The organism is Thermasporomyces composti (assembly GCF_003386795.1).
In the GTDB taxonomy this organism is placed as follows: domain Bacteria; phylum Actinomycetota; class Actinomycetes; order Propionibacteriales; family Actinopolymorphaceae; genus Thermasporomyces; species Thermasporomyces composti.
The window spans coordinates 4,192,654-4,205,329 of record NZ_QTUC01000001.1 but is presented as its reverse complement, the minus strand read 5'-3'; the positions used below and the strand labels follow the sequence as shown (position 1 = coordinate 4,205,329).

Here is a 12,676-nt window from a genome sequence, read left to right as displayed (position 1 = left end):
GTGCCGGCCCGATGGGGGTCCCGACGGCGCGTCTCGTCCCCGCGGGCCAGGCCAGTTCAGTCAATACGCCCGAAGGGGGTTGTGCGCGAGTCGCACCGGGTGAAAGGTGGAAGCCACCATGTCAGGGCGCCGCCCGTCGTCGGCGGTGAGCCGCCCGGGCGCGTCCGGTGAGAGGTCGACACGCGCAAGGAGGCGGCGTCCATGGCTGAGAAGCACACCAGTTCCAGTGGAGCGGCCGTCGCGGCACCAACGGCCGACCGGCCCGACGTCATCCGCAACGTCGTCCTGGTCGGCCCCTCAGGTTCCGGGAAGACGACCCTTGTCGAGGCCCTCCTCGTCGCGAGCAGCACCATCCCGCGCGCCGGCCGGGTCGAGGATGGGACCACCGTCAGTGACTTCGACGAGGTCGAGCACCGCCAGGGACGCTCGGTCGGGCTCTCGCTGGCACCCCTGCTCCACGACGGCGTCAAGGTCAACCTGCTCGATACGCCTGGTTACGCCGACTTCGTCGGCGAGCTCCGTGCCGGGCTGCGGGCCGCCGACTGCGCGCTCTTCGTCGTCGCGGCCAGCGAGGGGATCGACGCCGCCACGGAGGCGCTGTGGGAGGAGTGCGAGGCCGTCGGCATGCCGCGCGCGATCGCCGTGACCAAGCTCGACCACCCCCGTGCGGACTATCCGAGCGTTCTGGCGCAGGCGCAGTCGTCCTTCGGCCAGAAGGTCCTGCCGCTCTACCTACCGGTCGACGGCGGCGGCACCGTCACCGGCCTGGTCGGCCTCCTGACGCAACGACTCTTTGACTACTCCTCCGGCAGCCGGGTCGAGGGCGAGGCGCCCGCCTCGTTCGCCGACGAGCTGGAATCGGCGCGCGGCAGCCTGATCGAGGGCATCATCGAGGAGTCCGAGGACGAGAGCCTCATGGACCGCTACCTCGGTGGCGAGCCGATCGACACCAAGGTGTTGATCGACGACCTCGAGAAGGCGGTCGCTCGGGGCTCCTTCTTCCCCGTTCTACCGGTCTGCTCCACCACAGGCGTCGGCACCCTGGAGGTGCTGGAGCTGATCACCAGCGCGTTCCCCTCGCCCTTGGAGCACGAGCCCGTCGAGTCCTTCACCCCGGTGGGCAAGTCCAACGGTCGGCTCCCCTGCGACCCGAACGGACCACTCCTGGCGGAGGTGGTCAAGACCTACTCCGACCCCTACGTGGGCCGGATCAGTCTGGTGCGGGTGTTCTCCGGGACCATCCGTCCGGACATGAAGCTGCACGTGTCAGGTCATTCCTCCGCCTTCTTCGGTGAGGAGCGTGGCCACGAGGACCACGACGAGGACGACCGGGTGGGCAGCCTGTCCTCCCCACTCGGCAAGCAGCAACGCCCGCTCAACCACTGCGTGGCCGGTGACATCTGCGCCATCGGCAAGCTGAGTCGAGCGGAGACCGGTGACACCCTCTCCAGCGTCGAGCAACCGCTGGTGATGCGGCCGTGGTCGATGCCGGAGCCGCTGCTGCCGGTCGCGATCGCCGCCCACACCAAGTCCGACGAGGACAAGCTCTCCCAGGGGTTGGCCAGGCTGGCGGCCGAGGACCCGACACTGCGGATCGAGCACAACGCCGAGACCCGCCAGGTGGTGCTGTGGTGCATGGGCGAGGCGCACGCCGACGTCGCGTTGGACCGGCTCGCGAACCGTTACGGTGTCACGGTCGACCAGGTTCCGTTGCGCGTCCCACTGCGGGAGACCTTCCAGGCCAAGGCGACCGGCCACGGCCGACACGTCAAGCAGACCGGCGGCCATGGCCAGTACGCCATCTGTGACATCGAGGTCGAGCCTCTTCCGGAGGGCAGCGGATTCGAGTTCGTCGACAAGGTCGTCGGTGGCGCCGTTCCCCGGCAGTTCATCCCCAGCGTCGAGAAGGGCGTGCGCGCCCAGATGGAGAAGGGAGTCCTCGCCGGATATCCGGTCGTCGACATCAGGGTGACGCTGTACGACGGTAAGGCGCACAGTGTCGACTCCTCCGACATGGCGTTCCAGACCGCTGGCGCCCTCGCTCTGCGGGAGGCGGCAAAGAACGGCAAGGTCACCTTGCTGGAGCCGGTCGACCTGGTGACGGTCATGGTCGCGGACGAGTACGTCGGAACGATCATGGGCGACCTGTCGAGCCGTCGAGGCCGGGTCCTCGGCACCGAGCCGGTCGGCTCAGGCGGACGCACACTCGTCAAGGCGGAGGTCCCGCAGGTGGAGATCACCCGGTACGCCATCGACTTGCGCTCCATGTCCCATGGGACCGGCACCTTCACACGCACCTTCGTGCGCTACGAGCCGATGCCACCCAACGTCGCCGAACGGGTCCGCCAGGCGGCAACTGAGGAGCCCGTCAACGCCTGACGCGACACCAGGGAGCTGGACCAGGACCGCCGGGCTCGGCCACGGCGGTCGAGCGCCTGGGTCGACCCAGCGCCGGTGACGTCGACCCACGGCCACGGCCGGCTGGAGGACAGTGACCGGCTGAGGAAGCGCCACACCATCGGGCGGCGGCGCTGGTTACGCTGCTCGCCATGTCCGCGGATCGTTGTGTCTTCTGCCAGATCGTCGCCGGCGAGCTTCCCAGCACCATGATCGCCGAGGAGGAGCGCGCGGTGGCGTTCATGGACATCAACCCCGCCACGCCAGGCCACCTCCTCGTGGTGCCCCGGGACCACGCCCAGGACGTGTTCAGTGTCGCCGCTGACGACCTGGCGGCGTGCGCGTCGCTGGCCCAACGGATGGCCTGCCTGGTCCGGGACCGCCTCGGCGCCGACGGGGTGAACCTCCTGCAGAGCTCTGGCGCCGCGGCCTGGCAGACGGTCTTCCACCTGCACGTCCACGTCATCCCCCGCTACGCCGGCGACCCGCTGCGACTGCCGTGGCAACCCAGGCCCGGCGACCCCGAGGAGATCGCCAGCGTGGCCGCCAAGCTCCGCTCAGCCTGACCGATCGCGCGCAGCGTGGCGCCGCACCGCTCAGGCCTGGAGCCGGTCCCTCCGCCACCGCGAGGCGGTGAGAGCTACAGCGAGGCAGCGAGAGAAGGAGAACCCATGCCGTTGCTCTTCGACATGCCGCGGGAGAAGCTCGCGACCTACCAGGGCACCAACCCTCGTCCAGCTGACTTCGACGCCTACTGGGACGCCGCCCTGGCCGAGCTCGCCGCCGTCGACCCCAAGGTCGAGCTGGAACCGGCCGCCTTCCAAGCGCCGTTCGCGGAGTGTTTCCACCTCTGGTTCCAGGGCACCGGCGAAGCTCGGGTCCACGCCAAGCTGCTGCGGCCGAGGAACGCCACCGAGCCGCACCCGGCGGTGCTGCACTTCCACGGCTACGCCGGGCGCTCACCGGACTGGTCGGAGCTCCTCGGCTACGTCGCGCTCGGCTACACCGTCGCGGCGCTCGACTGCCGCGGCCAGGGTGGGCTCTCCGAGGACGTCGGCGGGGTTCGCGGGTGGACGCTGCGCGGTCACATCGTCCGTGGCTTGGACGACAACGTCGACAAGCTGTACTACCGGCACGTCTTCCTCGACACCGCGCTGCTGGCCCGCATCGTCATGGACATGGAGGACGTCGACGAGACGCGCGTCGGGGCCTGGGGCGCCAGCCAAGGCGGCGGTCTCACCCTCGCCTGCGCCGCGCTCGAGCCGCGGATCAAGCGGGCGGCACCCGTCTACCCGTTCCTGTGTGACTACCAGCGGGTCTGGGAGCTCGACCTGGCCAAGGACGCCTACCTCGAGCTCGACGAGTGGTTCCGCCGCTTCGACCCGCTGCACGAGCGGGAGGAGGAGGTCTTCACCCGCCTGGGCTACATCGACGTGCAACACCTCGCACCCCGGATCCGGGCGGAGGTGCTCATGGGCGTGGGGCTCAACGACACCGTGTGCCCGCCGTCGACCCAGTTCGCGGCGTACAACAAGATCACCAGCTCCAAGCAGGTGCTGCTCTACCCCGACTTCAAGCACGAGAGCCTGCCGGGTCACGCCGATCGGATCTTCACGTTCCTGTCGGGGCTGTGAGGCTCGTGCGGCGACGCCTCGCCCGGCCGCTGGCACGCAGCACGGCGGGTCTCGCGGTGCCGGTCAGCGGTCGGGCCAGGCCTCGGCCACCAGTGCCCGGGTGTCTCGGAGCAGCTGCGGCAGCACCTTGGCCCGGCCGACGACGGGCATGAAGTTGGTGTCGCCGCCCCACCGCGGAACGACGTGCTGGTGTAGGTGGGCGGCGATGCCGGCGCCGGCGACAGCACCGAGGTTCATGCCGATGTTGAACCCCTCGGGTGACGAGGCTCGCCGGAGCGCCCGGATGGCCTGCTGCGTGAAGGCCGCGAGCTCTGCCGTCTCCTCCTCGGTCAGGTCGGGGTAGTCGGCGACGTGCCGGTACGGGCACACCATCAGGTGGCCGGTGTTGTAGGGGTAGAGGTTGAGGACGGCGTAGACGAGTCTTCCCCGCGCGACCACGAGCCCGTCCTCGTCGTCCCGCTGTGGGATGTCGCAGAACGGGCACCCGTCCTCGGGGCCGCTCCCGGTCGGCTTGCCCTCCCCCAGGATGTAGGCCATCCGGTGAGGGCTCCACAGACGCTCGAGTCCGTCGGGTACTCCGACGCCGCCTTGGCGCACCTGGTCCTCCACGGCACCGATCCTACGGACGCCGCCCTCACGGGCGTGCCGCACCGGCCGCGCACCGTCGGCCCCATGACCGGCCGCCGGAACGGTCACCGGCGGCCGGCACGGGAAGGCTCAGATCTGGATCCGGCGCTCGACGGCCGAGACGATCTCGGCGACAGCCTCGTCGATGGGCACGCCGTTCTTCTGCTCGCCGGAGCGGTAGCGGAACGACACCGCGCCTTGCTCCATGTCGCGGTCCCCAGCGAGCAGCATGTACGGCACCTTCTGGGTCTGCGCGTTGCGGATCTTCTTCTGCATACGGTCGTCCGAGCGGTCGACCTCCACCCGGATCCCGCGCTCCCGAAGCTTGGCCGCCACCTGGTCGAGGTACTCGATGTGCCGTTCCGCGATCGGGATCGCCACGACCTGCACGGGCGCCAGCCACGGTGGGAACGCTCCGGCGTAGTGCTCGAGCAGGATGCCGAAGAACCGCTCAACCGAACCGAACAGCGCCCGGTGAATCATGTACGGCCGCTGCCGCGAGCCGTCAGCGGCCTGGTACTCGAGATCGAATCGCCCCGGCTCCTGGAAGTCGACCTGCAACGTCGACAACTGCCACTTGCGGCCGATCGCGTCGCGGACGTGGACGTCGATCTTCGGCGCGTAGAACGCGCCCTCCCCCTCCGCGACCGTGTACGGGATGTCGGCCCGCTTGAGCGCCTCCTCCAAGGCCGCCTCGGCGGCGTTCCAGTCCTCGATCTCGCCGACGTACTTCTCCGGCCGCGTGGACAGGTCAGCGGTGAAGTCCTGCAGGCCGAAGTCACGCAGGAGGTCGACGACGAACGTCAGCAGTGACGCGAGCTCGTCCTGCAGCTGCTCGGGCGTGCAGAAGATGTGCGCGTCGTCTTGGGTGAAGCCACGGGCCCGGGTCAGGCCGTGCACCACGCCGGACTTCTCGTACCGGTAGACGGTGCCGAACTCGAACAGCCGCAGCGGAAGGTCGCGGTAGGACCTGCCGCGCGACCGGTAGATGAGGACGTGCATGGGGCAGTTCATCGGCTTGAGGTAGTAGTTGTGCCCCTCGTCCTCCATCGGCGCGTACATCGCGTCCCGGTACCACCCCAGGTGCCCTGAGGTCTGGAACAGCTCCTCACGCGCCAGGTGGGGGGTGTAGACGAACTCGTACCCGGCCTGTTCGTGACGGCGTCGCGAGTACTCCTCCATCACCCGCCGGATGGCACCGCCCTTGGGATGCCAGACGGCCAGCCCGGAGCCGACCTCCTCGGGGAAGCTGAACAGGTCGAGCTCGACGCCGAGCCGCCGGTGGTCGCGCCGTTCGGCCTCCTCCAGCATCGTCAGGTAGGCCTGGAGGGCCTCCTTGCTCTCCCACGCGGTGCCGTAGATGCGCTGAAGCTGCGGGTTGCGCTCGTTTCCCCGCCAGTAGGCGGCGGCCACCCGGGTCAGCTTGAACGCCGGGATGTGCTTGGTCGTCGGCAGGTGCGGCCCGCGGCACAGGTCCTTCCAGGCCAGCTCCCCGTTGGGGCGGACGTTGTCGTAGATGGTCAGCTCGCCCGCGCCAACCTCGACACCGGCACCGTCGGCAGCGCCATCCGCCTGCCCTTTGAGGGTGATGAGCTCCAGTTTGTACGGTTCGTCGGCGAGCTCGCGACGAGCCTCCTCGTCGGTGACCACCCGCCGCGCGAACCGCTGGCGCTCCTTGACGATCTGCCGCATCCGGGCCTCGATGCGGTCCAGATCGTCCGGCGTGAACGGCGTGGGGACGTCGAAGTCGTAGTAGAAGCCGTTCTCGATCGGTGGGCCGATCCCCAGCTTCGCCTCGGGGAACAGCTCCTGGACAGCCTGCGCCAGCACGTGCGCGGTGGAGTGTCGGAGGATCGCGCGACCGTCCTCGCTGTCGATCGGGATCGGCTCCACCTCCGCGTCGGGGTGGAGGCGCTGGGCGAGGTCACGCAGCTCACCGTCGATCCGGGCGGCGATCACCGACTGGTCGCCCTCGAACAGCTCGCCGGCCGTGGCGCCCGTCGTGACCTCGCGCGTGACCCGCTCGCCACTGCGAAGGACGTGGACGGTGATCTGCTCCCCCGGGCTCGACCCGGGACCACGGCTGTCGGACACAGACGGCTCCTCGGCGTACGGACAGGACAGGACTGACCCGCCGATCCTATGTCGTGACCTCACCGGGTTGGACAGCCACCGCACCGACGTCGCGTGGAGCCACCCACGGCGCCGGCGCTCCCACGAGCTCGCCCGGGCCTGCACCGGCGCCTAGGCCCGCGAGCCCCCGGCGCGCGCGTCGTCGGCCTTCGCGAGGTAGCCGACCGCGACCTGCGCTGGACGCAGCAGGCGTCCCTCGAGGGCGTAGCCGGGTCGCCGGACCTCAACCACGCGCCCCACCTGCTCAGGCGACTCGACCGGAACCCGCCGCACCGCCTCGTGTACCCGCGGGTCGAACTCCTCCCCCGCCGCGTCGACCTCCCGCAGACCGCGCCGGAGGAGGACCTCGAGCAGCTCCTCGCGCACCGAGGTGAGCGGCTCGGCCGTCTCAGGCGGCAGGTGCGCTGTCATGGCGTCGATCCGGTCGACCACGAGCAGGATCTCCCGGGCCATCGGGGCCACGAACTGCTCGGCGAGGTCGCGCTGGGCGAACTTCAGCTGCCGGTACAGCTCGTCGTAGAGCCGCTGGCGGGCCTCGTCCTCGAGCAGCCGCCGCTCGACCACCTCACGGAGCAGCGCCACCTCGCCAGCGAGCTCGGTGATGTCAACGTCCGCCACCCTCAGACCCCTCTCCTGAAGACACCCAGGCGGCCACGTCCTCCGGCCGACGCCCGGCCGCGCCGGTAGTACTTCCAGGCGGGTACCCGGTGCCGAAGGACGTAGACGCCCGCGACGACGACCATCCAGAACGCCCCGAAGACCCGCAGCGACTCGACGTCAGAGGCGAAGGCGACCAGCGCCGCCGCCACGAACAGCATCGCGTAGAACCGAAGGTGCGCACTGCGAGTCCACACGGCCTTGCGGGCCTCCGCCAGCAGATCGGACAGCTCCTCCACGTTCGTCCGCACGTGCCAGTCGGACAGGCCGAGCCGTCGGATCCGCCTCAGGTGTCGACGAACGAGGCGCAGCTGACGACGGGACAGGATCATCGGGCGCGTTCGCCCTCGAGCGTCACGCACCTCACCCAGGCCGGCGACCGCGCTCTCATAGAGCGCGGTCGCCAGCGCCAGCTTGGCGTCCTCGTCGTCCGGATGCTCGGCGAGCACCTGCTCCAGAATCGTCAAGCCATCCTTGACGCGACCAGCGCCGACTTGTGCGAGGCCCAGGCCGGCGCGCGCTCGCAGGTTGCCGGGATCACGCTGCAGGACGTACTCGAACTCCGCCCGCGCCCGCCGCCACGCGGCCCGGTCGAGATAGGAGTCCCCGCGGCGCAGGTGGACGTCAAGGTCGCCTTCCGGCGTGCCTCCGCGCGGTGTGGTGCCCTGGTGGGTGGTCAGGTGGGGTCGGTCGGGTCGTGAGCCGGCGGCGGGGTCGCCGTCTAACCGTCGACGGCCGGTGGCCTCCCGTCGGGACGTCGGCGCGCGTGAGTGCCGGCTCGCGGCGCCGTGGTCGGCCGGTGTCACGGCCTGGCGGGCGCGCGCGTCGTCGTACGCCCGCCGCGCCACCGGATCGAGCAGGATCCGCTCCGCACTGTCCACGTCGCGCACGCGCTGCTCGGCGTAAGCGCGCCGCTCCGGGTCAGGGCTGGACTGCCGGCGTACCCAGATGCGGCGCTGCCGAGTGATCGCCGCCCGGATCTCCTCCTCAGAGGCGTCCTGGGTGACTTCGAGCAGCTCGTAGTAGTCGAGGTCCATCGTCGTCAGCCGATATCGAGCCGGCGCATCCGGTCGCTGGCTGCGGCGACCTCCGCCTCCCCCATGGTCGCGACGTTGTCGACGTCGAACGTGCCGATCGAGCGGCCCGCCGTCTTGTCGATGACCTCGATCGAGACGGTCTGGTCCTCGTCGTAGGCGTAGACGACCTCGAAGGGAGCGCCGGCGGGATAGGGAGGGATGTCGAAGGTCTGCTCCCCGATCCGCCGCACGTAGGCGGGGTCGTGGTCGTCGCCTTGGGTCACCTCCACCTTGAGCTTGGTCTGGTTGTCCTGGATGGTTTCGAAGGTCTGGGCGCGACGAGCCGGGATCTTGGTGTTGGCGGGGATGATGACGACGTTCTCGATGTCGTCCTCGGAGGTGGCGCCCCGGCGAACCGCGATGACACCAAGCCCCTGCGACGTGACGTCGCGGATTCTGGGGAGCGTCATGCCCGTCGCGAGGACAGGGCGACGGGCGTCGTCGGCTGCCGATTGGGCGTCGATCAGGTGCGCCTGCACGGCCGCGCCGAGCGCCACCACTTCGTCGGGGTTGATGCCCCTCACCGGCTCGCGGCGCCAGACCTGCTCGATCATCCGGGCCACCATCGGCATCCGGGTCGAGCCGCCGGCCAAGAGCACGTGGTCGATCTTCGACCAATCCAGCCCCGCGTCAGCGACCACCATCTCGGCGATGTCCCGGGTACGGCTCAGCAGGCTCGACGTCACGTCCTCGAACTCCGCCCGAGTGACGGGGATGACCTTCGAGACTCCGTCGGCGGCGAGGACCACGCGAGTCTGCTCGACCGTCGTCAGGCTGCGCTTGGCGATCTCGGCCTTCTCCCGCAGGTCAGCCTCGGCCTCGGCGTTGTCGAGCAGACTCGGACCACCCGCCGCCTGGAACCGCTCGTCGAGCAGCTGCATGAGCAGGTTGTCGAAGTCGAAGCCGCCCAGGTTGCGGTCCCCGTGGGTGGCGAGGACGTCGAACTCGTGGCCGTCGACCGCCAGGACCGTGACGTCGAACGTTCCGCCGCCGAGGTCGTAGACGAGCACCGTGCCGTTGGTGTTGGTCTCCACCCCATACGCCAACGCGGCGGCGGTGGGCTCGTTGAGCACGCGGCGGACCGTCAGCCCGGCGATCCGTCCGGCGTCCATCGTGGCCCGCCGAGGAGCGTCGTCGAAGTAGGCCGGCACGGTGATGACCGCGTCGGTCACCTCCTCGCCGAGGGCCAGCTCGACGTCCTCTTTGATCCGGCGCAGGATGATGGCCGAGATCTCCTCCGGGCGGTACGAGGTGCCGGCGGACGTCTCGAACCTCCACGTCGGGTCCCCCATGGAGCGCTTGACGAACTGCACCGCGTCGAGCGGAGACGCGGCGGCCGAACGCTTGGCCATCGTCCCGACGAGCGGGGTCTCGCCGGAGAAGAACACCACGGACGGGGTGAGGCGCTCACCGTCCCGGTTCACCACGATCTCGGGCTTGCCGAGCTCGTTCACACGCGCGGCCGCCGAGTACGTCGTCCCCAGGTCGATCCCGATCGTGTGCCCCACGTGTCCCGCCTTTCCAGCCACACGAACCTGGCTGTCGGCCTCCCCACGACGCCGGGGCCGACCAGCGACGTGAGCATCGCCGACCGACACAACGTAGCCGACGGATCATGGCCGTGTCCGGATGCGTCGCCGTCCGCCAGCAGGTGGCGAGAGGCCGGGTAGGGTGCCCGGGTGAGCGATCCCCGTGACCGAGCGGCCTTCGCCGACCTCCTCGCGGCTAACCGCGCGTACGCCGAGCGCTTCCCGCTCGCCGGCTTCGACGGAGTGGCACGGGCCGGTGTCGCGATGGTGACCTGCATGGACTCCCGCATCGACCCGCTCGGCATGGTCGGCCTCCGTCCGGGCGACGCCAAGATCTTGCGCAATCCCGGCGGTCGCGTCACCGACCAGGTGCTCGTCGCGCTCGTCCTCGGCGTGCACCTGCTGGGCGTCGAGCGTGTCCTCGTGGTCCAGCACACCCGGTGCGCGATGGCGTCGGCGAGCGAGGCGGAGCTACGCGACCGGATATCGCGGGCGAGCGGCCAGGACGCGTCGTGGCTCTCGATCGGCGCGATCGAGGATCAGGTCGCGAGCATCCACGACGAGGTGGCCAAGGCACGCACCCATCCGCTCATCCCGCCGTCCGTGGCTGTCGGCGGCTTCCTGTACGACGTGGACACCGGCCTCCTCCACCACGTCTGCTGACCGCCGCACGGCGCCGGCCCGGGCGGAGGTTCGGAGCCTCGCGGGGGCCATGGCTCGCGCCTTCCTCACGGCTCCCCGTCACCGCCACGCGAGGGCACAGCACAGCGCGGCGAAGGCGGCCACTGCCGCGACAGTACGCACCAGGTGCCACCGGTTCCACGGCTGCTCGAAGCGGATCCGCACGCCGGCCACGTCGGTGTGTCGGTCCCGTCCGGCCCGCTCGAGCATGGCGTTGAGCGGGATGTTCGACCGGACGGTGACGCCGAGCCAGAACAGGTCGGCCGCACCGGCGACGGCGACGAGCGCCTGCACTCCTCGCCCGGCGAGCGCGTCCACGACGAGGACCGCGAGGGTGAGGAGCGGCGCGCCGACGAAGCTCAGCGCGAACCAGCCGTTTTGGATCGCGGTGTTGATGCGCCGCATCACGTCGACGAAGGTCTCGTCGCCGACTCGACGCAGCGCGAGCATGACGGAGCAGGCGTAGGCGTAGAACAGCCCAGCGACCAGTCCGGTGCTGACCGTGGCGAGCACCATCAGCACGTCCCGGAACGGTCCCGTGGCCACGGGGCCCTCCTCCCGATGGTCGTGGAGACGTCTTGCTCTGTGGAGCGAGCCGCACGACGATCGAACGTGATCAGTCTCACCACATTGCGCGCGTCTACAGTCAGGACGCCATGAGCACGCTGACCGACGACACCTTGGCCAGCCTTCTGCAAGGTCCGCGAGCGAGAGGCGCCTTCCTGCTGCGGTCGATCCTGGATCCGCCGTGGGCATTGCGGATCGCTGACCGCGCACCGTTGTCCTTGGTCACAATGCTTCGCGGGCAGGCGTGGATCCTGCGAGACGAGGACGAGCCCCAGCCGCTGCGGCCTGGAGACGTCGCGCTCATCCGGGGACCGGACCCGTACACGATTGCCGACGACCCGGCCACCGCGCCGCACGTCGTGATCCATCCCGGACAGCGCTGCACGACCCTGCGGGGCGAAGGGCTGAGTGAGTCGATGCGCCTCGGCGTGCGAACCTGGGGCAACGCGACCGACGGTGCGGCGGTCATCCTGAGCGGCACCTACCAGATGCACAGCGAGGTTGGTCGACGGCTGTTGAGCGCTCTGCCACCGCTGCTGATTCGCCCCGTCGAGGAGGACGACCGCGCCCTCGTCTCGCTTCTGGAAGACGAGCTCGGCAAGACCGCCCCCGGCCAGGAGCTGGTCCTCGATCGCCTCCTCGACCTGGTCATGGTGAGGATCCTGCGCGCCTGGCTGGCCGATCCGGGAGCCGGCGCCCCCGGTTGGTACCGGGCGCAGCACGACCCCGTCGTCGGGACCGCCCTGCGACTGATGCACGCGAACCCGGCCCATCCGTGGACCGTCGCCGAGCTGGCCGCCAAGACCGGCGTGTCCCGTGCGGCGCTCGCCCGTCGGTTCACCGCCCTGGTCGGCGAGCCGCCGATGAACTACCTCACCGAGTGGCGGCTCGCGGTGGCGGCGGACCTGCTCCGTGACCCCGACATGACAGTCGCCGCGGTCGCCAGACGCGTGGGCTACAGCAGTCCGTTCGCGCTGAGCGCCGCCTTCAAGCGGGTGCGCGGCGTCAGCCCGCTGGAGTACCGCAGGACGCTGACCACCCGTCCCCAGCAGCCCCTGGGCGTCTGACGAGCGTCTCGCACCCGGGGTCACGACCGGGAGGCCGCGGCGGGCGAGCCGGTCGACGACTCTGCGCCCGACCTTCCCGGTCCCGCCCGTGACCAGGACCGTGTCGGCTGTGGTGTGGTGGATCTTCGTCGCCATGGCTCCAAGCCAACAGGCGACCGGTGAGACCATCCATAGTCCAGACGCTCAGATGCATGTTCGTTCCTCCACGGACTGCTGAGGTCTCACTGGGGGTTGGCGGGCGACGCATGGTGAGCCGAGGCACGTGCGGGCGGCTCCCGCCCTGGTGTCCGTCGCCGGTGTTCTGGCTT

11 protein-coding genes are annotated in these 12,676 nt (G+C 70.1%); 5 read left to right on the top strand and 6 right to left on the bottom strand.

What is annotated here, in order from left to right; genetic code table 11:
- Positions 1 to 201 precede the first annotated feature (201 nt).
- The 3 genes from DFJ64_RS18340 to DFJ64_RS18330 all read left to right on the top strand — a co-directional run bounded on the left by DFJ64_RS18340 (position 202) and on the right by DFJ64_RS18330 (position 4,031).
- On the top strand, positions 202 to 2,379 hold the full coding sequence (locus DFJ64_RS18340) for an elongation factor G-like protein EF-G2 (protein WP_115851550.1): 2,178 nt from the start codon (positions 202 to 204) through the stop codon (positions 2,377 to 2,379).
- Positions 2,380 to 2,549: 170 nt separating this feature from the next.
- Positions 2,550 to 2,963, top strand: coding sequence for an HIT family protein (locus DFJ64_RS18335; RefSeq protein ID WP_115851549.1), 414 nt, complete (start codon positions 2,550 to 2,552; stop codon positions 2,961 to 2,963).
- Positions 2,964 to 3,068: 105 nt separating this feature from the next.
- Entirely contained in the window at positions 3,069 to 4,031 is a 963-nt protein-coding gene (locus tag DFJ64_RS18330) for an acetylxylan esterase (protein WP_115851548.1), read from the top strand.
- A gap of 63 nt (positions 4,032 to 4,094) precedes the next feature.
- On the opposite strand, the gene DFJ64_RS18325 is transcribed toward DFJ64_RS18330, so the two are convergent.
- From DFJ64_RS18325 to DFJ64_RS18305, 5 genes are all read right to left on the bottom strand, one after another.
- On the bottom strand, positions 4,095 to 4,640 hold the full coding sequence (locus tag DFJ64_RS18325; RefSeq protein ID WP_281268522.1) for an HIT family protein: 546 nt from the start codon (positions 4,638 to 4,640) through the stop codon (positions 4,095 to 4,097).
- A gap of 108 nt (positions 4,641 to 4,748) precedes the next feature.
- Positions 4,749 to 6,752, bottom strand: coding sequence for a threonine--tRNA ligase (thrS, locus tag DFJ64_RS18320; RefSeq protein WP_245941224.1), 2,004 nt, complete (start codon positions 6,750 to 6,752; stop codon positions 4,749 to 4,751).
- 150 nt (positions 6,753 to 6,902) lie between these two features.
- Positions 6,903 to 7,409 carry a nucleotide exchange factor GrpE gene (grpE, locus tag DFJ64_RS18315; RefSeq protein ID WP_170152669.1) on the bottom strand — a complete coding sequence of 169 codons (507 nt, stop codon included), beginning with the start codon at positions 7,407 to 7,409 and terminating at the stop codon, positions 6,903 to 6,905.
- A gap of 2 nt (positions 7,410 to 7,411) precedes the next feature.
- Positions 7,412 to 8,485, bottom strand: a complete 1,074-nt coding sequence (locus DFJ64_RS18310; RefSeq protein ID WP_115851546.1) for a tetratricopeptide repeat protein — start codon at positions 8,483 to 8,485, stop codon at positions 7,412 to 7,414.
- Positions 8,486 to 8,490: 5 nt separating this feature from the next.
- Positions 8,491 to 10,032: an Hsp70 family protein gene (locus DFJ64_RS18305; protein WP_115851545.1), complete on the bottom strand. Its 1,542-nt coding sequence runs from the start codon at positions 10,030 to 10,032 to the stop codon at positions 8,491 to 8,493.
- A gap of 171 nt (positions 10,033 to 10,203) precedes the next feature.
- Between DFJ64_RS18305 and DFJ64_RS18300 the strand changes: the two genes are divergently transcribed.
- Positions 10,204 to 10,716 (top strand): beta-class carbonic anhydrase, encoded by a 513-nt coding sequence (locus tag DFJ64_RS18300; protein WP_245941222.1) that lies wholly within the window; start codon positions 10,204 to 10,206, stop codon positions 10,714 to 10,716.
- Between the two features lie 78 nt (positions 10,717 to 10,794).
- Here DFJ64_RS18300 and DFJ64_RS18295 read toward each other — a convergent pair whose 3' ends face one another.
- Positions 10,795 to 11,280, bottom strand: coding sequence for an anthrone oxygenase family protein (locus tag DFJ64_RS18295; RefSeq protein WP_245941221.1), 486 nt, complete (start codon positions 11,278 to 11,280; stop codon positions 10,795 to 10,797).
- 110 nt (positions 11,281 to 11,390) lie between these two features.
- On the opposite strand from DFJ64_RS18295, the gene DFJ64_RS18290 reads away from it, so the two are divergent.
- The gene (locus DFJ64_RS18290) at positions 11,391 to 12,368 is read left to right on the top strand and encodes an AraC family transcriptional regulator (protein ID WP_115851544.1); all 978 of its coding nucleotides are present in this window, start codon (positions 11,391 to 11,393) and stop codon (positions 12,366 to 12,368) included.
- Positions 12,369 to 12,676: the final 308 nt, after the last annotated feature.